Genomic DNA, 24,623 nt, shown 5'->3' with positions numbered 1-24,623 from the left:
AATAAATCGATTGGTCCCTTGAATAATAGCGTTATTGCAATCATAAATAAGATCATCAACAGCGTATCAACTAATATTGTTTTGGCAACTTTTAACCACATAAAGTTCTCTCGTCTTAGAAGAATGCAATAGCATAGAAATTCTTCTAAAATTGGTGAAGCTACTCATCTGCATGAGCGTAAATCTAATATAACGCTAGAGTAGCGCCTTGAATAGAAACGTGGCGTTTACTTAACGACATGTAAACTAGAAGTAGCCTTGGACGACAGGTTAAACAAATGAATACCTATAAAGCCTTTGAGTAATACTGCTATATGTTATTATCAAATGGTTAATTAATGTAACAGACAACGTGGAGGTATGTTATGCAGGAAACTTTAGGGACACGCTTGCGTGAGGCACGAAAAAGTTCTGGATTATCGCAAAATGATGCCGCAACCATTATGCACATTTCGAGGCAATCATTTTCAAAGTGGGAAAACGACCGTGGCTACCCCGATATTGATAACTTAGTTTATTTAAGTCAGTTGTACGATGTGTCTGTCGATAGTCTTTTAAAAGATAATGATGAGATGAAAGCTAAGATTGGTGCAAATAATATTGAGATCCATGAGAAGCCAAAACAGTTAAAAAAAGTGAATCGAAACCTATTTCAAAATCGCGATGAAGGTTTGATTTTAGTTATGTTAGCTCTCATTTCGGCAATTGTCCCACCTGTCGGGATACTGCTACCAGTATACGTGATGTGGCGAAACAGTCGATATAACAGTCTTTATAAGACAATCTATTTAGTTTGCGCTGTGGTTATATTGATTAGTCTCTGGGGTACCTGGATTATCGTATCTGATAACTTTTTCCAACCACAGACACATGTCTATAGGGTAAACTAGCCGGTAACGTAACCTCCTGAAATTGAGGTTACGTTTATTTTTTGCACACATAAGGAACGCCTGATTTACGGGGGTTTACATATGGTTTACAACAAAAGAAGTAATCAATGCGTTTCTTTTTTAAACTGAAAGCTCAGTGTAACTTATAGATTGTTAGCTAACTTATTCATTACGCGTAATGAACTTATCAAGCAATGAATCAAATAAATTTGCCAAAATAAGTTTGGGAGAAATTATAAATGTTGTTTTTACCATCTAAAGTACAGGTTTGCAACGACAATCATTTGTATTCCTAATAAAGCAAATGTAATTACAGCAATGACAAAATGGAAATAAAAGTAGGTGGAAAAAATGCAAAAGGCTGTATCAAATATTATTTTTTGTTTAGGACTATTAATGCTGGGTTTTGGGTTGAATTATGCGTTGTCTACCAGGTTAATTGGTGGCGTACTAATAATAGTGGGATTAGGATTGGATCCAAAAATCTGGAACTATTTCAAACGACGGAATAATGGCAAGTAACAAAAGACCAAGAAATTAGTAAAAAAACTCCCTTATTTCGAAAGCTATACGCTATCTATAGTAGACAAGCAAATAATTTAGGCTTGTCTACTATAGATGGCCTTTTTGTATGGGAAAGAATTGATCTAGATACTCAAAAGGGACATATTAAATCAAGTATGTTGTCAGTATAGTATTAGAAGCCGGAGTAAAAGTACGTCAGATCATTGAATGGATAATTAACTAATATAATTTGGATATAAATTAGGCAGCCAATCAACGCTCGAATTTGAACGTTAATTGGCTGCCTAGAAAAATACGACTACTCAGTTCTAACTTTGCAACACACGTTAGACGAGTTGGAAACGGAATACAGATGATGGTTCAGTGATCACCTGACAGGCATTAGTACATTTTGTTGTCACAGATCTTCATACTTCTTAGAGTCATTTGTCATGGTTCGTTTTAGAGAGTTTCCTTTTTTTGCGAGCATTGAGTACAAGTAAACTTAAATAAGCTAAAATATTTACAAAAAAACTTATTGAGGTTAGGACTGTCAGCCAAAGTGGATGATAAAAAAAGGTAATAAATATTAGAACCAAACCAATCGCCGCCAGAGAATCAAGGCGCCGGTTCCAGTTATCATAAGGCTTAATAAATACTTTTGAAGGCTTTGTAGGTTTCATTGATGTGCCTCTATTATTTTATTGGTTTTTAACTTTGATGGATGTCCAGTGATGCATCTCAAAAATTTTACCATTTTTAACTTTGGAAGCCTTCACGGTTTGCTTAATTGCATATCCCATTGCCCTTACTGCATCTTTATAATCCTCTCCATATGTCAGTGCAACAATTGCTAGTAAGCCAACGCTGCTGCACCAGCATGAGCGCCAACGAGGGAACACCTTGATAAGCATAAATCAGCGTTTCCCTTTTTTCAGCACCATGCCAGACAACTTTTGCTGTCACAGATCTTCATATTTCTTAGGGTCATTTGTCATGGTTCATTTTAGAGAGTTTTCTTTTTTTACGAGTATTGAGTACAAATAAACCTAAATCAGCTAAAACACTTACAAAAAAACTTATTGAAGTTAGGACTGTTAGCCAAAGTGGATGATAAAAAAGGGTAATAATTAATAGAACAAAAATAATTCCCCCCAGAGAATCAAGACGCCGGTTCCATTTATCATAAGGCTTTATATATACTTTTGAAGGCTTTGTAGGTTTCATTGATGTGCCTCTATTATTTTATTGGTTTTTAACCTTGATGGACGTCCAGTGACGCATCTCAAAAATTTTACCATTTTTAACTTTGGACGAGGCCACGGTTTGCTTAATTGCATATCCCATTGTTTTAGCTGCTTTTTTATAATTCTCTTCATATGTTAATGCAACAATTGCTAGTAAGCCAACCGCTGCTGCACCAGCATGAGCGCCCACGAGGGTACGTTTTGATAAGTATAAATCAGCGTTCCCTTTCTTCATAGCACCATGCCATACAATTTTAGTAACGCCAGTTTTTCTGTTACCAACTACTAAGACGTTTGGCGCTAATACAGATAAATAAGCATGCTCTAAGGCTGAATCTTTGATTTCCATGATCGTTTCGTTGCCCTGGACAGTTGTGGTAACTGCTCCCCTTACTTTCTGGGCGATTTCGTTCATTTGATCAGGTGTGGCAGTGGCTAGCTTATCTTGAATTAGTTCCTGTACATCCGATTCTTTTACTAACTGAGGTTGAGCGTCTTCTACTCCGGTAGTTGTCTTAGTCGAGTTTACACTTTGATTAGTTGCAGCATGTACAGTAACGCTACTTACTAATGGTGTGCTTATGGCACTGAACGACAGCATTGCTAAGGAAGACATTGCAGTCAGCTTAATGAACTTGCTGCACGAGGGAACTGATACTCTATCATTGTTCTTAAAATTGGTCATCTTTAAAATCCTCCACAAAATTAATGGTTCTAATGCGCATTAGAGGTTTTCTGTTAACACCACCAATATACTAGAATCACCTTGATGGGGGGGAGAAACAAGTTGTTTACGTTACTAAATGCAACAAGTGGTTGCACGCTCACAACCAATAGTTTCCTTTACACTGGTGTCTTTTTTCGTAAGGGTGGCTGGGAATTTCACCCAATCAAACCACCCCAGTACAGCCACAAATAATTAAACCAACCACCCAACACATTAAACGGATTGGAAACTAAAGCAGAACGTTTTCTTCTTGGCATAATAAAATCCCCCTGCTCTGACCAGATGAATTAATATCGTTCATCTGATCAGAGCAGGGGGATTTTAGCAATAGCTAGGGAGAAGGTCGTTTTCAGTTTTACAATATGTGTGTTTGGAGGATTTAACAGTTATGTGTTGGTATTAAATAGAAGTAAATCAGTTATTTTTTCTCTAGACTAGCTGTGGGCTGAAGGTTGAAGAACTTGGTAATTGCCCAGCTTCCTAAGATCCCAATCAGCATGAATGGGAAGAAGTCCAAACCTTGATTGAAAAGTGGGATAAAGTTACCAGCCCAAGCGTTGATGGCTTTGAATAATCCCATGTTGGCAAAGAATGGTGGCAAAGTGTGAATGGCGTCTAGGAAAGCTGGAATGAACGTTAAAATGATCGTGGTTTTGTAGATGAACGGATTCTTGCCCATGAATGGGTGCAGCAAACCTAAGAAGATCAAAGACATTGCCAGTGGGTAGATGAAACTCAGTAGCGGCGTGGAGTAAGTAATGATTTGATCGAGGCCGAAATTGGCAATGATGAAGGCACCGATGGAACTGAACGTCAGGAAGAAGTGGTAGCCCAGTTTTGGAAAACGGTGACCCCAGTCTTCTGAAAGGGCGGCCATCATGCCAATGCATGAAGTGATGCAGGCGAGGAAGGTAACGGCCCCAAGAATGGCAATACCTGCCATACCGGTATAGTGGGCCATGATGCCAGAGAATGCAGAACCACCGTCAGCACTTAACTTAAGGTAGCTTAAACTAGAAGCACCAAGGGCAATCAAGAAGATGTAGATAATGGCTTCAAGGCCCATGCTGATGGCACCAACTTTAGCAACCGCTTTAGAACGGGCACCAGTATCATTCATGCCAAAGAATTTAAGGGCGGTAATGATCGTAACGCCGAAGCCTAATCCGGCCAGAGCATCCATGGTGTTGTAACCTTGCAAGAAGCCGTTGATCAGATTGCTGCCAGCACCAGTACCAGTTGGGAAGAGTGAAATTTGACGGATATCACCTTTGATAATGAAGGCCATGAAGAAGATAAAGGCCAAAAGGGCTAACAAGATCGGGTTAAGTAATTTACCAACGTAATCGGTGATCTTGGATTGATTCCAAGAAAGTAAGAGTGAAATGCCGAAGAACAGGAATGAGAAAATCAATAACCCCATTTGATCCCAGGCCTTTGGCAAGAATGGCTGAACGCCAATGGCGAAGGTGGTGGTTGCGGTCCGTGGTGAAGCAACCAAGATCCCCAAGGTTGCGTGGATCATGATCAGGAAGAACAGGGCGAAACCTTTGCCGGCTGGCCTTGCGAGATCATAAGCACTGTTGCTACGGGTTAAGCTAATAGCCAGAATTGATAATAGCGGTAAGAGAATTGCGGTCATTAGAAAACCAATTGTTGCAGGGACCCAGTTACCGGCTGCCAGTTGACCTAGATGAATCGGGAAGATCAAGTTACCAGCACCGAAGAAGAGGCCGAATAGCAGTGACCCTAAAATAGTGTATTGACGTTTTGAAAGTGTCGTTTTCATATCAAAAACCTCCTGTGAATTTGGCGGAATAACGGGGGAAATAAAAAACGCCCCTAGCTTATAAAAGCTAAGGACGTGTTATCGACGTGTTACCACCTTAATTTTCAACCACCTCGCGATGATTGACTTTAAAAGTACGGCGAACCGATGCGCGGTCGGTCCACGATACTTCATTGCTGTAATGGGCGCATTCCCAGTGACCACTTCGAACATTCGTCGCGGTCACGACTTGTAGATTACTTTCATCGCTGGGTCGATTACCTCGTCGCACTAAGTGAGGCTCCCTGTGAATCTTGCCAGTGACTACTCTTCTACGCATAGTCTTTAATAAAACTATTTAGATATGTGTGAAACTTGTTTATGTGAATAATAATAGTCATTTAAAATTAAAAGTCAAGAATAAAATGAGATTTTTTTAATGTAATCAATTCCATATCTCATCTAGATTTCATTAAATTAAATGGGGGAAAGCCGTTTCTATTAGTTGTCAAAAACTGAAAAATAAGCAATAATGATGGGTAATATAGAGATGGTGTTTTGATTAGAAATGACTTGAATCAGAAAGATGGGATAGGAATGGGAGCTCAGCTCAGCAACCGAAATATGAATGTGAAACGATTAGTCGTTAAAGTTGGGACTAGTAGCTTGGTTTACCCTACGGGCGGGTTAAATCTGAGGGTGATCGACCAACTGGCGTTCGCGCTCAGTACCCTTTGCGGGCAGGGAAAAGAAGTTATTTTAGTTTCATCTGGCGCAATCGGTGTCGGTTTAAACGCACTTCGGCTGAAGGAGCGACCCAAGGAGATCAGTGAGCAGCAAGCTCTGGCTTCCATTGGGCAGAGTAAGTTGATCACGATGTTTAATCAGCGGTTTGCGCACTATAATCAGACTATCGGTCAGTTATTGCTGACGCATGACGTATTTGATTTTCCTGCCAGCAACCAACATGTTATGGACACGTTTGACCGGCTTTTGGCTAAACACGTGGTCCCAATTGTGAATGAAAATGACTCCATCGCGGTCGATGAAATGGATCATCGGACCAAGTTTGGTGACAATGATCAACTTTCTGCCATTGTTGCCACCCACGTGGATGCTGACTTGCTGATCATGCTGTCCGATATTGAAGGCTTTTATGATCAAAATCCACTCACACACGATGATGCCCAGCTGATTCCTACGATTCATGAAATTAATGACGATACTTATGCGGTAGCGGGCGGCCGAGGCAGCCGTTATGGGACAGGTGGTATGGTGACGAAGCTGACAGCAGCTGAAATCATGTTAAAAGACAACCGCCAAATGGTGTTAGCAAGTGGCAAAGACCCAGCGATTATTTTGGATATTTTAGCTGGTAAACCGGTTGGTACCTGGTTTACCCCTGAAGGGAAAGGGGCCGTTCAACATGGCTAATGAAACGATGAAATTTACCCGTCTTGAAGAGATGGGCCAACTGGCACGCAAGGCTGAGACGCAGTTAGCACAACTGTCTAACCAGCAGCGAAACGATGGTTTGGCTGCGATGGCGGATGCTTTAGTGGCCAATACGGACGCTATTTTAGCTGCCAACCAGCAGGATTTGACTAACGCAACAGATTTGAAAGCCAGTTTTGTTGACCGTTTGACGTTAACCGCCGATCGTATCAACGATATGGCTGAAGGCATGCGACAAGTTGCTCAATTACCAGACCCAATTGGCAGCGTGGATAAAATGTGGAAGAACGAAGCCGGCTTAATGATCGGCAAACAGCGTGTTCCCCTCGGGGTGATCGGAATCATCTTTGAAGCCCGGCCAAACGTGACGGCAGACGCCTCAGCATTGAGCTACAAAAGTGGCAATGCGGTGATGCTGCGTGGCGGTAAAGAAGCCATCCAAACGAACATTGCCATTAGTGATGTTCTCCGCAAAGCGTTGAAACAGCTTGGTGTCGATGAGAACGCGGTTCAACTGGTGCACGATACTTCTCATGAGGTTGCTAACGAAATGATGGCCTTGACAGGGTATTTGGACGTTTTGATTCCTCGTGGCGGCCGCGGGTTGATTCAACGCGTGGTTTCAACGGCGAAGGTTCCCGTGATTGAAACGGGCGCCGGTAATTGTCATATCTACGTGGATCAATACGCTGAATTGCAGATGGCGGTTGATATTACCGTGAACGCCAAGGTTCAGCGCCCATCAGTCTGCAACGCTGCAGAAAAATTAGTGATTCACAGTGCTGTGGCGGATGAGTATTTGCCAGTGATTGCCGCCGCATTAGCTGATCAAGGTGTTCAACTGCGTGGCGACGAACGGGCTTGTGCCATTGTACCAAGCATGGTACCGGCAACAGCTGCCGATTGGGATGAAGAATACAACGATCTGATTATGGCAGTGAAGGTCGTGGATTCCGAAGATGAAGCGATTGCACACATTAACGCCCACAACACCAAGCATTCCGAAGCAATCATCACTGACAATTACCAAAATGGTCAGCGCTTCTTGCAGCAAATCGACGCGGCGTGTGTTTATATCAACGCTTCAACTCGATTTACGGATGGTTTTGAATTCGGCTTTGGCGCCGAAATCGGGATCAGTACACAGAAGCTGCATGCTCGTGGACCAATGGGCTTACACGAGTTGACATCGACCAAGTACATCATCTATGGCGATGGCCAGGTCCGTAAATAGTTAAAATGAGTTAAAAGCCTCATTGCATCTCGTTTACAAGTCGAAAATTTGTTAAAATGAATGTAAGAGGTGATGCGCTGTGACGATTAAAACAAACCCTGAGCAACTGGATATGCTTAAATCGCAAATGGATGAGGCGAACCAAAAATCTCACTTTGTTATTTTTGAGTCGACCGAATTTAGTAGTGGCGATAACTTGCGCTTGATCACCGATTATGAAAGCTTCAAGTCAATCCGAGAAGCGCATGCTGACCAAGCAAAAATGCAAATTTTGCAGGATATCGTACCCATTACAGATAATTTAGCTAAATGGGCAATTGCGGAAAGCAAAGCCGCACATCAAAATGATGACCCAGAAGCTTTGGCTGATTTAGAGCGCTACACTAATGCAGTTTTAAAAGAAAATTTCATTAAATTGAATCAAAACTAACAAAGGGCTGTGACACAACTCGGTAGATTCCAGAATATAACAACAAACGACGCCATTTCGATGGGCTTTATCGGGATGGCGTCGTTTGTTGTTATATGGCCGGAATCTGAGTTGTAGAGCAGGGTAAGGCTATATCTAAGTAGTGAGCTAAAGTAAATTTTAGATTGTGTATGCGACAAGAAATTAAATTAAATCCTTGTCGATATAGACTTACGGCACAACTACTTTCTTGTTAGTTTTGCTGATAAAAAGTTTCATGTGAAACAATTATTGCAACTTAAAGTTGTTTTCCAACTGCAGGGCGTCTAGCCGATTAGTTCCCCAGCTGAACATGGCTTCGATAATTGGCATCAAGCTTGCTCCCGTTGGTGTCAAACTATAATACACGGCTTTCCGATTGTTGGTCATTTCTTCTCGACGCGTGACGAGTCCGTCAGCGGCTAATTCTTTGAGCTGCTGCGCCAGCATTTTATGGGTAGCGTCATCTAACAGTCGTTGAATGGCGTTAAACCGCATTGTCCCGTCGTGAAACAGGTGATAGATAATGACGATCTTGTATTTGCCTGAAAACATCGAAAGCGTATATTCCTTTGCACAATCAAAGTCTTTTTGCTGAATTTTTTCGCGGGTGTACTTTCTTAATGTATCAGTCATGTTAACCTCCAAAACGCTGATTTCTCATGATAGGTGAGTCAGTAGAATAAAATCATATACCAGCTTTTCGCGCAGAACAAGAAAGATGATTCAAAATTTTCTAAGCGCATAGGCACAAAAAAGTGCGTTATTGCGAATCTTTTGCTGAGCAGGAATAATGGCATTACAAACCAAAGGAGGAAGATCTCATGAAAAAAGTTGCAGTTGTTGTTACCGATTTGGTGGAAGACGTTGAGTTCGTTGATCCGGTGAACGCCATTCGTGAGGCCGGGCATGAGGTTACCGTGATTGGCTTTGAAAAAAACACTGTTGCCGGTAAACATGGTACAGTCATTACCATTGACCAATCGATCGCTAACGTTCAGCCAGAAGATTTCGACGCGCTCTATATTCCGGGCGGTTTTTCGCCAGACCAGTTACGTGCTGACCAGCGCTTTATTGAATTTACGAAGCACTTTTTGATGACCAATAAGCTGATTTCAGCGCTTTGCCACGGGCCTCAGTTGATGATTCAAACCGGATTGGTTCACGGCCGAACGATGACCTCATATCTGACCGTGCAACCTGATCTGTACTATGCTGGTGCCCGCGTTGAGGACCAGCCAGTGGTCGTAGATGGCAATTTGATTACCAGTCGGGAACCTAAAGATATTCCGGCATTCAACCAAGTTTTGATCGACGCCCTAGCGCACTAGGTACCAATTTAAAATAACCCCATTGTAGTAAACCACCACTAAACTTAACGGCGAAGACTGATGCAGAAAGTGATCTGTATTCAAGTCTTCGCCGTATTTATTTTGCTGGCTGCGGGATTGCTGCTAAAAGCCAATTTAATGGCGGGAAATGATTTCATTTAAAATCGGGAAAACGACTCGAACAAACGTTCAAATATGCTATGATAATAGCAGAAAAATGCCGAAGATAATCTGGATCTCGCAGGTTTGCCGTGACATGAATAACAGAAAGGAACGAAGACAATGACGTTGCAGTTTGTGATTGGAAAAGCGAGTGTGGACCATGAGGAAAGCCTCTTATCGGAGCTTGCAAAGGCGCAGCAGGAACACCCTGATGACCAGTTCTATTACTTAGTACCAAACCATATCAAGTTCGAATCTGAAGTGCAGGTCCTGACCCGGCTGGCAGAGTTATCTGGGACGTCAAAGGACGCTTACGCTCAGTCAGGTGTTCAAGTGCTATCGCTGACACGTTTGGCTTGGTTCTTTATGAAAAGCGCACCTGCGTATCAATTACCACGAATCTCTCAGGCAGGGATGAACATGCTGGTCTACCAAGCTATTTTAGATCATCAAGACGAGCTGCGGCTGTTTGCCGGTGAGGCAGATCGACCGGGGTTCATCAGTTTATTGACAAGGCAGATATTAGAACTGAAAACGGGTCAGGTCAGCGTCCTAGATTTGGACCAAGTTGCTAAGAAAATGACGGGAACCAGTGCGGATCTTGATGCTAAATTGCACGATCTAGTTTTGATCTACGACAGTTTTGAGCAGGCCATGACGAACAAGTACGTCGCTAATACCGACTTGCTGAATCAGTTGAGTGCTTATTTGGAAAACATCGATTTAAGTCATGCCCATTTCTACTTTGATGGCTTTTCTCAAACGCAATTCTCCGCACAGGAAATGAAGTTGCTATCAACGTTGATGAGCCACGCGGCTGAAGTAAAAGTGGCATTGATCCTTGATCAGGGAACGCCAACGGCTGATACGATCAACGAACAGAGTTTATTTTATCAGCCAGCTCGAACATACATGCGGCTGTATCAAACAGCACGGGCATTGTCGGTACCGGTTTTACACGATATTAAAGCTAAAGGCGCCCGCACAACACCGGAATTACAACAATTGGAGACTTACTGGCAGTCAACGGCAACGGGGGTCACGTCAACGCAAACGGAGACGTTATCACAGCCCAATAATATTCAAATTATCCAGGCGGATAACCGGTACGCTGAGGTTGCCCGGGTAGCGACCATGATCCGTCAATTGGTGGCTGAAAAAGGTTACCGTTACCGTGATTTTCTGATTTTAACGCGTCATTTGGATCAATACGAAACCATTTTGGCGCCCATTATGAATACACAAGAAATTCCCTACTTTAGTGACGTCCAGCAGTCAATGGCTGACCATCCTTTAGTCGAGTTAATTGACGCCATTTTTGAGATCAAACGTAAGCATTTTCAGTACGCAGACATTATGCGGTTGCTTAAAACGGAACTGTTGATTCCAAAAAATGGTGATGGTCATTATCTGGCCATTGATAGCTTTCGGGATGCGTTATTTAAAACCGAAAACTGGGTTTTAAAGATGGGCTATCAAGGCTCTCGCTGGCTACAAAAGGAAGACTGGCCATATGCGCGTTTGCACAGTGATGACTTAGGGACTGTGACCGATGCGGACCAAGCGACCTCAGACCAAATCAATGGGATTAGAAAATATGTCCGGGATACGCTGGTTCCTTTCTATCAGAAGCTGGATAAGGTCAAAAATGGCCGGGAAGCCGCCACTTTATTAGTTAACTTTATGACTCAAAACGGGGTTGTTGATCAACTGATGGCTTGGCGGGACCAGGCGATTGATACCGGCGATTTGGTTCAGGCGGGCCAGCCAGAACAGGTTTGGCAGACCTTTTGCAACTTACTGGACGAATACGTCACGATTTTAGGGGACCGGCTCTTTCAATCGCAGGACTTTCTCGCGTTGTTACAAGCTGGTTTCGAAGGAGCTAATTATTCTCAAATCCCTTCAACATTAGATCAGGTCATGATTTCTGAAAGCGGCATTATCCAAATGAATAATCGGCGGATCACGTTTATGATTGGATCCACGGATAAAACGATGCCTGACACCACCTTACCCACACATTTACTAAATGACCAAGACCGTCAAAAATTGACGTTGCCGGAAGGTGAGTACTTAAATGATGATGGCATCATGACGTTGCAAGGGGAACCGTACATTAACTACCTGGCCTTCATGACGCCTAGCGAACGACTGATTTTTACCTATCCCATCAATGCGGGCGATGACGCTCAAAATCAAATCAGTCCTTATTTGGAACGGATTCAGACACATTTTGATTTACCAACAATTAGTCACACGGCGACGCCTCAAGCAGAACAGTCGGATCTGAGACCGTATTTGGGAGCTAAACGCGCTACGTTGCGGCATCTGATTCAAGCTAGTAACGACAGCCGTGACCGTAACGTCCAACTAAGTCCGTCATGGCAGTACGTTTATCGTATACTCAGTCAAGGAGAAAATAAGGGCTTAACGGAGAAATTACTCGGCAGTATTTCTTACCGCAACGTTCCGGCTCAATTGGACGCTGAGATCGTCACCGGCTTATACGGCAGTACGATCAATAGTTCGATTTCTAAGCTGGAAGAGTTTTATCGTAATCAGTATGCTTACTTCTTGAAGTACGGTTTGAAACTGCGCGAACGAGATGAATTTGAATTATCACCGGCAAATACCGGCGAATTTTTCCACGCGGCTATGGATCAATTAATGAAACGGGTCAATGCCGAAAAAATTGATCTGGCTGATTTAGATGACCAGCAACTTAACGAACTGATTGATGACATTACCGGCCGAATCTTAAACGACCCGAAAAACTTACAGTATGCCATTTTGAATAGCAGTCAGCGGATGGCTTTTATTAAAGGACAGCTGATTGGCGTGGTTCGTCAAATGGCAGCCACGTTCCATAAACAAAGCCAGTACACACCGATGCGCGCTCGCAAAACTGAAGTTCTGTTTGGCCATATTGGCGCCGAAGATGGCTTGCCACCCTTGGTTTTTGATTTACCGGAGAAAAAGCAAATTCGGGTCCGCGGAAAAATCGACCGAATTGATACGCTGAAATTACCAAATAGCGAATACATTGGTATTGTGGATTATAAATCCAGCGAACGGACAGTGAAATTCAACGATATTTATGAAGGCATCGCCATGCAGATGATGACGTATCTCGATGTCGTTCAGCAGAATATGGCTTTGATCGCTGATGATCCAGAAGCGCAACTGGCAGGCGCACTTTACCTGCACTTACAAAATCCGCGCTTAAAACCGAGTGATATCAAGACAGATATTTCAAGTGCTTTATTGGCAAAAGAGCGCTACGAAGGGGTTTTAGTGGCAGATGATGACTTGCTTCACGGGCTTGAACCGCAATTAGCCGTCAGTGAAGCGGCCAAAGTCTTTCCGTTTAAGTTTAAAAAGGATGGTTCAGTTGCTAAATCTAATTCGATTATTACGATGACGCAATTAAATCATCTATTGAAATATACAGAGATGAAAATTACCGAAGCCGGCAATAATATTTTCAGCGGTCAACTGGCTATCAATCCCTATAAGCCGCTGAGTGGCCCAACGGCGATGACTAATTCACCGTATACGTCAATCATGCAGTTTGATCCTATGCTGCCGGAAAACAGTTATCGACTGCAGTCAGCGCCATCGAAAGCCGATGAGATTATGAAACGGATCGAAGAGGAGGTTAACCATCGTGGCTAAAATTGAATATACAGACAGTCAGAAACTGGTCTTAGCAACGCATCAAACTAATTTGCTGGTTTCAGCCTCCGCTGGTTCAGGAAAAACCCGGGTGTTAGTGGACCGAGTAATCAACATGATCTTAGACCACGAAAGTTTGGAAAATCTCCTGATCGTGACCTTTACGCGAGCAGCTGCAGCGGAAATGAAGGAACGAATCGAGACTGCACTTAGAAAGCAGATCAGTCAGGCTAACGCGTCAGAGCAACGCTATTTATCCCGTCAATTAGCTGTTTTACCCGTTGCCGATATCAGCACGCTGGATGCTTTCTGTCAGCGAATCGTTGAACGTTACTACTATCTCATTAACTTGGATCCTGTTTTTCGCATCTTGGGTGATCAATCTGAAAGCGCATTGTTGCAGGATGAAGTCTGGAACGATGTCCGCGAGCAATTATATCAAGATGATGAAGACGGTACTTTTAAGCGTCTAGTGACGAACTTTTCCAATGACCGCAGCGATGATGGCCTAACGGATAAAGTGATGCAGGTCTTCCAATTTATGGGTGCCAAACCAGATCCAAGTGCTTGGCTGAAGACGTTAGCCAAACCGTATCAAGTCGACGGCCCGCTCATGGCAAGCCCAATCGTTCAAGAACAACTCTTGCCGCTTATCCGGCAGCAATTGGACACCGCCAAGCGAGAGCTGCAGCAGGGCCGAGAATTGGCAGAAAATGCGGCGATTGATAAGGCAGTCAGCTACATGGATAGTTTGCTGTCGCCATTATCAGAGTTCAACATGGCTGAACTTTCGTGGAATGGGTTACGGTTAGGGCTCAACGAATTTCCGTGGGGGCGGCTGCCATCAATCGGTAAAAAATCAGCCGAATATGCTGATTATCAAGACATCAAGGAGACGTTTGTTACTCACCGGGATAACGCCAAGGACGCCCTTGAAACGGCTGCTAAGTTAATGCCGCTGCCAGAAGCAGAGACGGCAGAGGCAATGAACAAGAGCCGGGGGATCGTTGAAGAATTGGCTGAAGTCGTGCAGAAGTTTGCGACAGCTTATGACGCAGAAAAACGCCGTCGTCACGTGTGGGAGTTTAGCGACATCGAACACTTTGCCTTACAGATATTGCGGGCCCCATCACCTGAAGCAGTTGCTGTCCGTGAACAATTGTCTAAGGATTATCACGAAATCATGATTGATGAATATCAGGATACCAACGAATTGCAGGAAGCTATCATGACCACTCTGGCCCATGATCAGCCTGGCAATCTCTTTATGGTGGGTGATATTAAGCAGTCGATTTACCGTTTCCGACTTGCTGAACCGAAATTATTTATTGATAAGTTCAACCGTTACCGTCAGGATCCTCAAGCCGGTAAAGAAATTACGTTGGCGGAAAACTTCCGGTCAATGAAAAACGTTGATGAATTTACCAACCTCATTTTTACGCAAATCATGGATGAACAGCTGGGGCAGATCAAGTACGCTGGCTCAGCCAAGCTGAAATATGGTGCCAGCTATCCAGAAACTTTACCCAACGTTGCCTCCTTGATGATTTATGATACTGATGCACCTAGTGAAGTGGGTGCGGATGATATTCCAGATGGCGACGAAGGCCAAGTCACTTTGATCGCGCAAAAGATTCGCGAATTACTGGCGACTGGAACTGAGATATGGGACCGAAAAAAGGGCGAGAAACGGTTACTGAAATATGCCGATATCGCCATTATCGCGTCAACGAAAAAGAATAATCTGACGATTCAAGATCAGTTTGGTCGTGCGGATATACCTGTTCAGATCAACGATGCCCAGAGTTACTTTAAAACGACAGAAGTTCAGATCATGATGGCCATGCTGCAAATTATTGACAATCCTTATCAGGATATTTCGTTAGCTGCAGTCTTAAGGTCACCCATTGTCGGTTTGAATGAAAATGAACTCGCTTATTTAAGGGTTAACGACAAGACGGATGATTACTATTCGGCACTGCTTCACTTTTATCATGCCTACCATACTGAATATGCCGGAAATCAGTACGCTGATGGTCTCTTTCCTAAGATCCAACTGTTTTTGGAGCAGTTAAATCAATTTCAAACAACGGCGCGCCAAAAGCAGTTGGCCACGTTAATTTGGCAGATTTATCAAACTACCGGTTTCTTAGACTATGTGGCTGGGATGCCAGCTGGTCAGCAGCGGCAAGCGAACCTGCACGCCCTATATGAGCGGGCAGCCGACTATGAACAAAACGGTTTTAAGGGTCTGTTCCAATTTGTACGTTTCATTGAACGGATGCAACGCAACGACCATGATTTGGCAGAGGCTAAAACCAGAGCGACAGAAGATGCCGTTCAGGTGATGACGATTCATGGGAGCAAAGGGTTGGAGTATCCGGTGGTCTTTTTGCTGAATGCATCGAAGAAGTTCAACCTTCAGGATCTGACTGACCGGGCCATTCTTAATAACCAACTGGGAATTGGGATCGATTATTTTGATCCGGAAAAACGGGTGGCAGCACCAACGCTACCGAAACTTGTGATCCAGTCCGCTACCCGAAAGGAAGCTTTAGCTGAAGAGATGCGGAAATTATACGTGGCGCTGACTCGAGCAGAACAGCGACTCTACATTGTTGGGGAATGCAAGGGTCAAGATAGCTTGATCAAGAGCTGGAGTGCGGCTAATCACGATGATTCACTGGTTTTGAACCCGAATTTAAGAGAAAAAACCCATACTTTTTTGGACTGGATCGGGTTAGCACTCATGCGCCATCCGGGCTTTAAACTAAACCCTGAAAAAAAGGTTTTGCCAGCTTTAAAAACTGACGAAACGCAGTTTGATGTCACCTTTTATTCCGCGGATGATTTGGCTAGCATGGGGCCGCGACTGAAGGCTGAAAGTGGTGAAAAATGGTTGCAGGATTTGAAAGAGCAGTCAGCAACTGCTGATTATGCCGATGTCAACGTCGATGAAATTAATCAGCTGATGTCGTTTAATTATCACTACCAAGCTGAAACTCAGACGACTGCTTATCAATCCGTATCCGAAATTAAACGTTTATTTGAAGATCCTGACTTAAAACAACTGGGTGATTATCAGCCAGAATGGCAGACAGCACAGGGTGGTAATCGGTTTGTGACACACGACCTCGAACAGCCTGCTTTTATGCAGACGATCAATGAGCCGACTTCAGCTGAAGTTGGGACGGCAACGCATTTAATCCTTCAGGAATTAGACTTGAAACAGCCAGTAGATCTTAAGGCCGTTCAAACTGTCATTGATAGGTTAGTCGATCAAAAAGTAATGCAGCAGCCCGTTGCGGACCGAATCAAACAAGAACAAATCGTGAACTTCTTTGCCAGTGGATTTGGTCAGACTATCTTGCAGCATCAAGATAGTTTGAAACGCGAGACGCCGTTTTCCTTATTGCTGCCCGCTAAGGATGCCTTTGCGTCAGTTCAAGACGAAGAGGCGAAGATCCTCATTCACGGAATTATTGATGGCTACTTTGTGACAGAAGACGGCATTACCTTGTTTGACTATAAGACGGACTACGTGCAACCGACTGAGGACGGTGTTGAAAAAGTTAAGCACCGGTATGAAGGTCAGTTGAAATTATACGCACTGGCTTTGGCGAAAATGAGTCACCGGCCGGTCACCAGTCGATATCTTTACTTGCTATCGATTGGTCAATTGGTGCGGGTATGATCGTAACCAATTGAATCAGCAGCATGATAATTTGAAAGGGACAGCGATAGGAAATCTTAAGCATTATGGTCAGAGACACGCCTGTTTTTCGAATCGTAATTATGGCATAATGGCTTAGTATGAAGAGTTTATTTTAAAAACGGAGAGAATAGTCTTGAGAAAAATAGTTGAAAAAATTCCAGTTTGGATTATTTACACGTTTGCCTTTGGTCTAATTGTGCTGTGCTCGTTTGGTGCCTTACGCTTCATGGGCCAAACAACGATTTGGAACGTGGACGGTATCACGCAGCATTACCCAATATTAGAAGAATTCTACCGGATTTTACGGGGAACAACGCATCAGTCACTATTCAGCTGGTCCTGGAACTTAGGGCTTGGCGCTGACCAGATGACCACCTTTTCCTACTATGTCGTGGGTGACCCTTTTAGTTATCTGATTGCGCTTTTCCCGGCTGGTAAGATTCAACTGGGTTATCAGGTGTTGACCATTCTGCGGTTGTACGCAGTGGGACTCGCCTTTATTGCTTTTACTAAACAAATGAAGTTAAAACGCAGCGGTAGCCTAATTGCAACGCTGATCTATACGTTTTGCAGTTTCTCTTTCTACGTTGCCTACCATCATCCATTCTTCTTGTTACCATTGATTTTCTTCCCGCTGCTGTGCGTCGCCATTGATAAAATCTATCACGGTCAATCGTTCTTGTGGTTAGTGGCAATCACCGCCATTGTATTGATCAGTAACGTTTATTTTGCCTACTTACTGGCAATCGGGTCATTGGTGTTTGCAGTCATTCGCTACATTGACCTTAAGCGGAAGGATGAACTCGTCAGAACGTTACCAAAATCGTTTGGTTACTTTATACTGACGGTCGTTATGGCGCTGTTGATTGCTGGTATGATATTAGTGCCAAACGTGCTTTCGATGCTGAACTCGTCACGTTCAGGAGCTAGCATTTTTGCGAATGGATTAAAACTCTATCCGGCAATCTATTACATGAAATTACCAAACGCAATTTTGGATGCTAGTGGCCGAAGCATGTACTGGGCCGTTATGGGGACGAGTGGGCTGACATTGCTGGCGATCATTTGGTCGCTGCGTCACTTTAAGCAGTATTTGATGCTTAACATCACGCTGATTTTGATTGCAGTGGGATTGCTTTTCCCTCAATTTGCAGCGGTTATGAACGTTATGAGTACGCCATCTAACCGGTGGATCTTATTGGCACAGTTGCCGTTTGCACTGACTGCCGGTATCTTTATTGACCATCTTCATGAACTGGTTCCTGCAGATTTCAAGTGGTTTTTAAGTGGTACGCTGCTGTTACTCGCACTCGTTTGGGTTGGTAATGGTTTTATCTTTAAGTTACAAGCTCATCATGCCGTTATGTATGGGATTTACTTTATGACGTTACTGGTGATCAGTTATGCCTTTATTGGCAGCGTCAACGGTCACCGATTAAAATTAGCCTTATTTGCGCTGGTTATTATGAACTCTGCCAGTTTAGGTTTAGGGTTTTACAGCAATAATTATAATGGGGCTGCAAAGGCCGAATTAAGTCGCGGTGTGGCAGCGCACTGGGTATCGACTTATTACGATTATGCCAACCGGTATCTAGCCAAACACGATAAGAGTTTTTATCGGACCGCAGAAACGTCTGATTACTATCCGTTGAGAACGGCTGGGAATAACATTCCAATGCTGTTGAATATGCATTCGATCAGTTCTTACTTCTCAGTTCAGAACGGTGCGGTAGATAAAGTCAACAAAGAGCTGGCTAACAGTGAAAATACGATGAATAACCCGACTCGAAACGTGGACAATCGAACCACTTTCACGTCACTGCTTAACGTCAAATATTTATTTGCCCGTGAAGATGAAGTGGGTAAGTCGAAGGTTCCTTATGGGTTCAAAATCATGAAAAAGAAAAACGGGCAGCCACGGATATTCCAAAACCAAGCGGTTTACACTTTGGATAACCACGTGGGGACAGCCGTTTATCGCAACAAGTATGCCTTGCCGCTGGCCTATACCCAAACTCAGCAGCTCAATAAACAAGATTATCTGAAGCTCTCTGCCAGTGATAAGGAACAAGCCATGCTAACTGGCGCCTTAACCGATCATCAGGTCAGTGGCGTTAAGACAATCAAGGCTGCAACTACAACGAAAACGGTACCGTACACTGTCAAAATGAACTATGAACCGATCACGACGGTGCAGCAAGCTGTTGCCTACCAAATTACGCATGATTCTGGTCGTTCGATGTTATCACAAATCAAGCCAGAGAACCTCACCCCAGAGCAAATTGATGCGTATAATGCAGTGGCAAAAACAACGAAGCCATTGAAGGCTGTTCAAAAGATGATGAAACAAAATCAGGATATTGTTAAAAAGGACAGTCAGACGAATAAAAATGGGTTGAAGGTTATGACCAGTGACATTCTGGGTCAAAATGCTGATTATCAGATTACATTAAAGAATCCTTCAGCTTATAAGAACAGTGAATTATACATTGAGTTTGATGGAATCAAGACCAAGTTCCCATCAACTTCTGACAGGTTAACTTATACGGCTCGTCGGTCGATCATGGGTGATGTGCCATTTTCATATGGCGCTAAGCTGAACTACTGGCGCAACTTTATGAATAACCAGTACTTCAATTCTTACTATCTGCAAGTTAATAGTGGTAATAAAGCGGCTAACATCCTGCAATTAGGGATCGACAATATGTCCGATTATGAAAAAAGGGAAAACGTTTTGATTAATTTAGGCTATGCCAAGAAAGCCCGTAAGACGATTAACGTGGCCTTTAGCAAGGCTAATCAAATGTCCTTTAAGCGAGTTCGAGTCATTGCGGTACCGTTTGGTCAACGTTATCGTCAAAAGGCCACTCAGATTCAAAAGCAAGGTCTCAAACAGCTAAAGGTGACAAATAACCGGGTATCAGGAACGACTGATCGAACTCAGGCGAGTGTTCTGGCAACGTCTATTCCTTACACCAAGGGTTGGCATTTAACGGTCGATGGTCATGAGACAGCGACACAAAAAGTTAATGCTGGCTTTGTCGGCGCGAAGATTCCGGCCGGTAAACATCAGGTTCGGTTAACGTATCAAACCCCAGGCCTGTCGGCAGGACGACTGCTTTCAGCGTTAGGTGTGATCTTATTCGTCTTGGGAACTGTTTGGGAGACTTGGCGTTGGTTACTTCGTCGACGAGCAACTCGTGAGTAACGGGATCCTTTCAGTTCACGGATGTTATAAACAAACTGTGAAAAACACGGTAGATGCCAGAATTTGACGTAAAAAATGCCTATTCCGCTTTTGACGGGATAGGCATTTTTGCATTAAATGACGCTGTTTATAACTGCGACAAACTGATTAGAACACTTAGCATAAAGACTGCCACAATGATCAATGGTAACGTCGAGTTTAAAGTGATTCGGTGATCGTGACGAATGCTAAGGAAAATGACAGCCAGTAACGCAATTAACCCGACTGCAAACAAAATCATTAGTTTAACCTGTACGGCGGTATCTGCAATAGTCATGAGACTTCACCTCACTGTTTAGTCAATTACTAGCTGATAGGCATAACGAATGGTATTATCGCTGTGCATATGCACAATGCCACGGTAGTTGAAGCCGCAGCTGTTAATGACATGCTGCATGCCCTTATTATCTGGGTGGGTATCGATTCGAATATCTTTGAAGCCCAGCAAGCCAGAAATGGTAATGAGACTGTTCATTAGCGGTTCTGATAGATGCTGACCGCGAAAGTCACGAGAAACGGCAATACGGTGAATCGCCGCATAGTGATCATCAGTGCCATCTTCCCATTGACCGTTCTCGATCTTAAGGTAATTGATATCGATTCCCTGGTGCAAAGCGGCGGTTCCAGCAACCGTATTATTGTGGATTAAGACGAATGTGATCCCATCTTCAATATCCTGTTTCAAAATGGCCGTATCAGGATAGCCATCTTGCCACTGGTTAATCTTTTGTTCCTTTAAGTAGACCTTAGCGTCATTAATAATGGCTGCGATTGCGGGTAGGTCTGCCTGGGTAGCCCGTCTTAAATATGTCAGTGACATGAGTTTCCTCCTCACAAATGTTTAGCCTAAATTTTACCCCTTTAATTGCTTTTTAAAAAGGTCTAGTGCAGTATAAAATGAGGGAGGTGGTTGGATGCGGTATGAGAGTATTCAATTAGCAACGTTTATTGAGCGGCCGAACCGGTTCATCGCACATTGCAAACTGGCTGGTGAGGTTGTAACGGCGCATGTCAAAAATACTGGACGGAGCAAAGAATTACTGGTTCCCGGCACAAAGGTGGCTTTAAACTACCAGCCGAAACCAACGCGTAAAACGGATTATGATTTAGTTGCTGTGAAAAAGCTTGATCAGCATTGGGTGAATATTGATAGTCAACTACCCAACCAGCTGGTTAAAGAAGCTCAGCTAACGCATCAACTACACCTGCCAGATCTACCAGAACTAAGTGACTTTAAACCTGAAACGGTCTATCATGATTCGCGATTGGATTTTTGGGGTCAAACGACGCTAGGACAGGATGTTTGGATTGAGGTGAAGGGCGTGACTTTGGAGAACGAAGGAGTTGCAGCTTTTCCTGACGCGCCTACCGTCCGTGCCGTTAAACATGTTCACGAATTGACGCGTGCTGTTCAAGAAGGGGCAAAAGCCTATTTATTATTTGTTGTTCAACTTGATTATGCGCATAGTATGACCATTTATCGCGAACGTGCACCAAAATTAACTGCTGCTATTGAATCTGCCCAAAGAGCGGGTGTTCACGTGGTAGCGATAGATTGTCAGGTCACGCCAGAAGTGGTGACATTGCGGCAACCCATTCCGTTTGATCTGCATGGTCATTTTGAAGAAACTTCATTAAATCAAAAACCGAGGCTGTGACACAACTCGGTAGATTCCAGAATATAACTGCAAAAAACGTCATTCCGATGGGTTTTATCGGGATGGCGTTTTTGCGGTTATATGGCCGGAATCTGAGTTGTGGAACAGGTTAAGGCTATATTCAAGTAATGGAACTAAAGTAAATTTGAGGCTGTGTGAGTCGAGAAATCAGATTAAATCCTTGTCGACATAGACTTATGGCACAGTTCCGGTAAATTTTTGGGATATCAATTAGCGGTGCACAGAAAGGGCGATGCCCATGCCACCGCCAATGCAGATGGCGGCCATGCCTGATTGCAACTGTTCTCGCTGTAAGTCATGAACTAGCGTTGTCACGATGCGGGCACCTGACGCGCCAACTGGATGACCTAAGGCAATGGCGCCACCGTTAACATTCAGACGATCATCTGGGATTTTAAGGTCTCGAGCAACTGCGACTGACTGAGCTGCAAAGGCTTCATTTAGTTCATAGCGGTCGAAATCGGTGATGGTCTTGCCCTGTTTTTCTAACAGGCGAGAGACGGCGTAGTAGGGGGCATAACCCATAATACTTGGATCGATGCCGACTTCTTGGTAACCATCAAGAACAGCGAGATACTTCAAGCCAGCAGCATCAGCAGCCTCTTTAGACATTAGAACGAGCATACTGGCGCCGTCGTTTAAGCCAGCGGAATTTCCAGCGGTGACAGTACCATCAGTTTTGAAGGCAGGCTTTAAATGACTGAGTGCTTCGAGCGAAGTATCAGGCCGAATGGCTTCATCCTGAGTGATTTGAACAGTTGATTTGCCGGATGCAGTGACCGAAACAAGTTCATTTTTAAAGTGGCCGGCCTGGGTGGCCGCAACTGCCCGCTGATGAGAACGCAGGGAAAAAGCGTCTTGTTCAGCACGTGAAACGTGGTATTTAGCGGCAACGTTTTCGGCTGTCGTTCCCATTAATTCTTGCGTAAAAACATCTCGTAAAGCATCGTGCTCAATACCGTCCAGTACCTTTCTCTCGCCGTACTTTGTGCCGCGACGCATGTCAGGCAGTAGGTAAGGGACGTTTGACATACTTTCAGTACCGCCAACTAGGATGGTATCGGCATCGCCGAGCAAGATAGCCGATTGGGCAAGCCGAATGGCCTTGATACCGGATCCGCATACTTGATTGATAGTCATTGCGGTGCTGGTAACTGGTAACCCGCTGTTAAGACTGATTTGCCGAGCAACGTTTTGACCGGAACCCGCTTGCAAAACGTTACCAACGATTGCTTGATCGATGTTTTTAGGTTCAATTCTGGCTTGATGGATGGCAGCCTTGGCAGCAATCGTACCAAGTTGAACGGCTGAGTAATCTGCTAATTGGCGGCCCATTTTACCAATTGGTGTTCTGACAGCACTTAGAATAACAACTTCTTTCATGATTAACTTCCTCTTCAATTTCAATATACATTTGATAAGGATACATGATATCCAGTAAAATGTCTCTAGGTTTGGTTTGGCTTTACCAGATTTTTAAAGGTTTGTATTATAGTAGAATCTTTCATATAATGATGAAACTAATGGGAAGGGTGATGACGATGACACAGTTCGATGAACAATTGAATAACTGGCTCGACCAGATTGAACAGGTACCGCTCGTTAAAAACATGACTGAAACTGATCAGCAGCAGGTGGTGTTAATCGATTCGCTGGTTTTACAGGTTGCAGTAGAAGGGTACGGCGCACAGCCAGCGGATTGGACAACTGAGATGCTAGCGGATCTATTTTTCAATCGTTTTGTGAGGTTGTTGGATGAACGAGAAAAGCAGCCACGGTTATTTGAGCTAATTCCAACGGCGATGATGGTTCTTTTAGACGTGGTTGGACCAGAACATCAAGCAACGTTAGCAAGTTGGGTCACAGCTAATCATGATCAGTTAACACATTTATATGATGAAAAGGCGGATCAGTTTTATTCGCAGCTGTCTGAAGCGATGAGAGCCGCTCATGTTGACGGTCAAAGTCAAGCCGAAGTCGCGGCCTTCACTAAGCAATACTTGCGAAATCATCCTAAACAGAGCCAAGCATTCTTTACGGATGATAGTGGCGATGAGAAATAGGTGTGGGATGGATGATGGTATCAGATAGCTAGAAAACCAGATTCTACGGTGAGTTGAACGGATAATCTGGGCGAAACGCTTGATCATCAAATGTGAGTATCATTAAAAGTGCATATTTGCGTTGACACATGTTTGTACGGATGATATATTAGTTAAGTTGCTTCGCGAGGGAAACGAAAAACGTAATTATAAAAAATTATAAATTATGTTTGACATTCTTGTAGCAAAGCGGTATATTAATTAAGTTGCTTGCGACAGACATCGAAATTTCAAAATTATAAAATTTTAAATTTTGGTTGACACATCACAAACAATGAGATATGATATAAAGGCTGATTCATAAGCGATCAGCTCAGTAGATCTTTGAAAACTGAACAAAGTTTTGTTTCACAAATGTGCAGGGTATATCAGTTTCGGCTGATATCAAATGTAATTTGCGAAGTCAATTTCGCTAGTAATATTAATGAGTCACAAA

Annotated in this window: 19 protein-coding genes; 10 read left to right on the top strand and 9 right to left on the bottom strand. The window is 43.6% G+C overall.

Annotated features, from left to right (window positions below; genetic code table 11):
- The first annotated feature begins 365 nt into the window (after positions 1-365).
- Positions 366-890 (top strand): helix-turn-helix domain-containing protein, encoded by a 525-nt coding sequence (locus IWT5_RS09790; protein ID WP_089109777.1) that lies wholly within the window; start codon positions 366-368, stop codon positions 888-890.
- Between the two features lie 947 nt (positions 891-1,837).
- On the opposite strand, the gene IWT5_RS09785 is transcribed toward IWT5_RS09790, so the two are convergent.
- The 5 genes from IWT5_RS09785 to brnQ all read right to left on the bottom strand — a co-directional run bounded on the left by IWT5_RS09785 (position 1,838) and on the right by brnQ (position 5,157).
- Entirely contained in the window at positions 1,838-2,077 is a 240-nt protein-coding gene (locus IWT5_RS09785) for a hypothetical protein (RefSeq protein WP_089109776.1), read from the bottom strand.
- Positions 2,078-2,095: 18 nt separating this feature from the next.
- A complete protein-coding gene (locus IWT5_RS09780; protein WP_089109775.1) occupies positions 2,096-2,308 on the bottom strand; it encodes a hypothetical protein in 213 nt (70 codons plus the stop codon).
- Between the two features lie 73 nt (positions 2,309-2,381).
- Entirely contained in the window at positions 2,382-2,621 is a 240-nt protein-coding gene (locus tag IWT5_RS09775; protein ID WP_089109774.1) for a hypothetical protein, read from the bottom strand.
- An 18-nt stretch (positions 2,622-2,639) separates the two neighbouring features.
- On the bottom strand, positions 2,640-3,326 hold the full coding sequence (locus tag IWT5_RS09770) for a hypothetical protein (protein ID WP_089109773.1): 687 nt from the start codon (positions 3,324-3,326) through the stop codon (positions 2,640-2,642).
- Positions 3,327-3,786: 460 nt separating this feature from the next.
- Complete coding sequence (brnQ, locus tag IWT5_RS09765) at positions 3,787-5,157, bottom strand: branched-chain amino acid transport system II carrier protein (protein WP_089109772.1); 1,371 nt, start codon at positions 5,155-5,157, stop codon at positions 3,787-3,789.
- A 576-nt stretch (positions 5,158-5,733) separates the two neighbouring features.
- Between brnQ and proB the strand changes: the two genes are divergently transcribed.
- The 3 genes from proB to IWT5_RS09750 all read left to right on the top strand — a co-directional run bounded on the left by proB (position 5,734) and on the right by IWT5_RS09750 (position 8,255).
- Positions 5,734-6,570 carry a glutamate 5-kinase gene (gene proB / locus IWT5_RS09760; RefSeq protein ID WP_089109771.1) on the top strand — a complete coding sequence of 279 codons (837 nt, stop codon included), beginning with the start codon at positions 5,734-5,736 and terminating at the stop codon, positions 6,568-6,570.
- Positions 6,563-7,825, top strand: coding sequence for a glutamate-5-semialdehyde dehydrogenase (locus IWT5_RS09755; protein ID WP_439959102.1), 1,263 nt, complete (start codon positions 6,563-6,565; stop codon positions 7,823-7,825). The genes proB and IWT5_RS09755 overlap by 8 nt, the downstream gene beginning before the upstream one ends.
- A gap of 79 nt (positions 7,826-7,904) precedes the next feature.
- Entirely contained in the window at positions 7,905-8,255 is a 351-nt protein-coding gene (locus IWT5_RS09750; protein WP_089109770.1) for a hypothetical protein, read from the top strand.
- A 267-nt stretch (positions 8,256-8,522) separates the two neighbouring features.
- Here IWT5_RS09750 and IWT5_RS09745 read toward each other — a convergent pair whose 3' ends face one another.
- Entirely contained in the window at positions 8,523-8,909 is a 387-nt protein-coding gene (locus tag IWT5_RS09745; protein WP_089109769.1) for a winged helix-turn-helix transcriptional regulator, read from the bottom strand.
- A 188-nt stretch (positions 8,910-9,097) separates the two neighbouring features.
- On the opposite strand from IWT5_RS09745, the gene IWT5_RS09740 reads away from it, so the two are divergent.
- The 4 genes from IWT5_RS09740 to IWT5_RS09725 all read left to right on the top strand — a co-directional run bounded on the left by IWT5_RS09740 (position 9,098) and on the right by IWT5_RS09725 (position 20,367).
- Positions 9,098-9,604, top strand: coding sequence for a type 1 glutamine amidotransferase domain-containing protein (locus tag IWT5_RS09740; protein WP_089109768.1), 507 nt, complete (start codon positions 9,098-9,100; stop codon positions 9,602-9,604).
- 282 nt (positions 9,605-9,886) lie between these two features.
- Complete coding sequence (locus IWT5_RS09735; protein WP_089109767.1) at positions 9,887-13,444, top strand: PD-(D/E)XK nuclease family protein; 3,558 nt, start codon at positions 9,887-9,889, stop codon at positions 13,442-13,444.
- A complete protein-coding gene (addA, locus tag IWT5_RS09730) occupies positions 13,437-17,138 on the top strand; it encodes a helicase-exonuclease AddAB subunit AddA (RefSeq protein WP_089109766.1) in 3,702 nt (1,233 codons plus the stop codon). The genes IWT5_RS09735 and addA overlap by 8 nt, the downstream gene beginning before the upstream one ends.
- A 154-nt stretch (positions 17,139-17,292) precedes the next feature.
- Positions 17,293-20,367, top strand: coding sequence for a YfhO family protein (locus IWT5_RS09725; RefSeq protein ID WP_089109765.1), 3,075 nt, complete (start codon positions 17,293-17,295; stop codon positions 20,365-20,367).
- A gap of 127 nt (positions 20,368-20,494) precedes the next feature.
- Here IWT5_RS09725 and IWT5_RS09720 read toward each other — a convergent pair whose 3' ends face one another.
- Entirely contained in the window at positions 20,495-20,683 is a 189-nt protein-coding gene (locus tag IWT5_RS09720) for a hypothetical protein (protein ID WP_089109764.1), read from the bottom strand.
- An 18-nt stretch (positions 20,684-20,701) separates the two neighbouring features.
- Positions 20,702-21,226: a GNAT family N-acetyltransferase gene (locus IWT5_RS09715; RefSeq protein WP_089109763.1), complete on the bottom strand. Its 525-nt coding sequence runs from the start codon at positions 21,224-21,226 to the stop codon at positions 20,702-20,704.
- A gap of 94 nt (positions 21,227-21,320) precedes the next feature.
- On the opposite strand from IWT5_RS09715, the gene sfsA reads away from it, so the two are divergent.
- Positions 21,321-22,064 carry a DNA/RNA nuclease SfsA gene (gene sfsA, locus IWT5_RS09710; protein WP_089109762.1) on the top strand — a complete coding sequence of 248 codons (744 nt, stop codon included), beginning with the start codon at positions 21,321-21,323 and terminating at the stop codon, positions 22,062-22,064.
- Positions 22,065-22,295: 231 nt separating this feature from the next.
- Here sfsA and IWT5_RS09705 read toward each other — a convergent pair whose 3' ends face one another.
- A complete protein-coding gene (locus IWT5_RS09705; RefSeq protein ID WP_089109761.1) occupies positions 22,296-23,468 on the bottom strand; it encodes a thiolase family protein in 1,173 nt (390 codons plus the stop codon).
- A gap of 158 nt (positions 23,469-23,626) precedes the next feature.
- Between IWT5_RS09705 and IWT5_RS09700 the strand changes: the two genes are divergently transcribed.
- On the top strand, positions 23,627-24,148 hold the full coding sequence (locus IWT5_RS09700) for a hypothetical protein (RefSeq protein WP_089109760.1): 522 nt from the start codon (positions 23,627-23,629) through the stop codon (positions 24,146-24,148).
- The last annotated feature ends 475 nt before the right edge of the window (positions 24,149-24,623 follow it).

This window comes from Secundilactobacillus mixtipabuli (assembly GCF_002217925.1).
In the GTDB taxonomy this organism is placed as follows: Bacteria; Bacillota; Bacilli; order Lactobacillales; family Lactobacillaceae; genus Secundilactobacillus; species Secundilactobacillus mixtipabuli.
The sequence above is the reverse complement of the archived record's forward strand: the minus strand, read 5'-3'. Positions and strand labels throughout refer to the sequence as shown.

Excerpts from the sequence above, each read along its gene's own strand:
- IWT5_RS09790 (WP_089109777.1), top strand. The coding sequence starts at position 366 with ATGCAGGAAACTTTAGGGACACGCTTGCGTGAGGCACGAAAAAGTTCT.
- IWT5_RS09785 (WP_089109776.1), bottom strand. The coding sequence starts at position 2,077 with ATGAAACCTACAAAGCCTTCAAAAGTATTTATTAAGCCTTATGATAAC.
- IWT5_RS09780 (WP_089109775.1), bottom strand. The coding sequence starts at position 2,308 with ATGCTTATCAAGGTGTTCCCTCGTTGGCGCTCATGCTGGTGCAGCAGC.
- IWT5_RS09775 (WP_089109774.1), bottom strand. The coding sequence starts at position 2,621 with ATGAAACCTACAAAGCCTTCAAAAGTATATATAAAGCCTTATGATAAA.
- IWT5_RS09770 (WP_089109773.1), bottom strand. The coding sequence starts at position 3,326 with ATGACCAATTTTAAGAACAATGATAGAGTATCAGTTCCCTCGTGCAGC.
- brnQ (WP_089109772.1), bottom strand. The coding sequence starts at position 5,157 with ATGAAAACGACACTTTCAAAACGTCAATACACTATTTTAGGGTCACTG.
- proB (WP_089109771.1), top strand. The coding sequence starts at position 5,734 with ATGGGAGCTCAGCTCAGCAACCGAAATATGAATGTGAAACGATTAGTC.
- IWT5_RS09755 (WP_439959102.1), top strand. The coding sequence starts at position 6,563 with ATGGCTAATGAAACGATGAAATTTACCCGTCTTGAAGAGATGGGCCAA.
- IWT5_RS09745 (WP_089109769.1), bottom strand. The coding sequence starts at position 8,909 with ATGACTGATACATTAAGAAAGTACACCCGCGAAAAAATTCAGCAAAAA.
- IWT5_RS09740 (WP_089109768.1), top strand. The coding sequence starts at position 9,098 with ATGAAAAAAGTTGCAGTTGTTGTTACCGATTTGGTGGAAGACGTTGAG.
- IWT5_RS09735 (WP_089109767.1), top strand. The coding sequence starts at position 9,887 with ATGACGTTGCAGTTTGTGATTGGAAAAGCGAGTGTGGACCATGAGGAA.
- IWT5_RS09720 (WP_089109764.1), bottom strand. The coding sequence starts at position 20,683 with ATGACTATTGCAGATACCGCCGTACAGGTTAAACTAATGATTTTGTTT.
- IWT5_RS09715 (WP_089109763.1), bottom strand. The coding sequence starts at position 21,226 with ATGTCACTGACATATTTAAGACGGGCTACCCAGGCAGACCTACCCGCA.
- sfsA (WP_089109762.1), top strand. The coding sequence starts at position 21,321 with ATGCGGTATGAGAGTATTCAATTAGCAACGTTTATTGAGCGGCCGAAC.
- IWT5_RS09705 (WP_089109761.1), bottom strand. The coding sequence starts at position 23,468 with ATGAAAGAAGTTGTTATTCTAAGTGCTGTCAGAACACCAATTGGTAAA.
- IWT5_RS09700 (WP_089109760.1), top strand. The coding sequence starts at position 23,627 with ATGACACAGTTCGATGAACAATTGAATAACTGGCTCGACCAGATTGAA.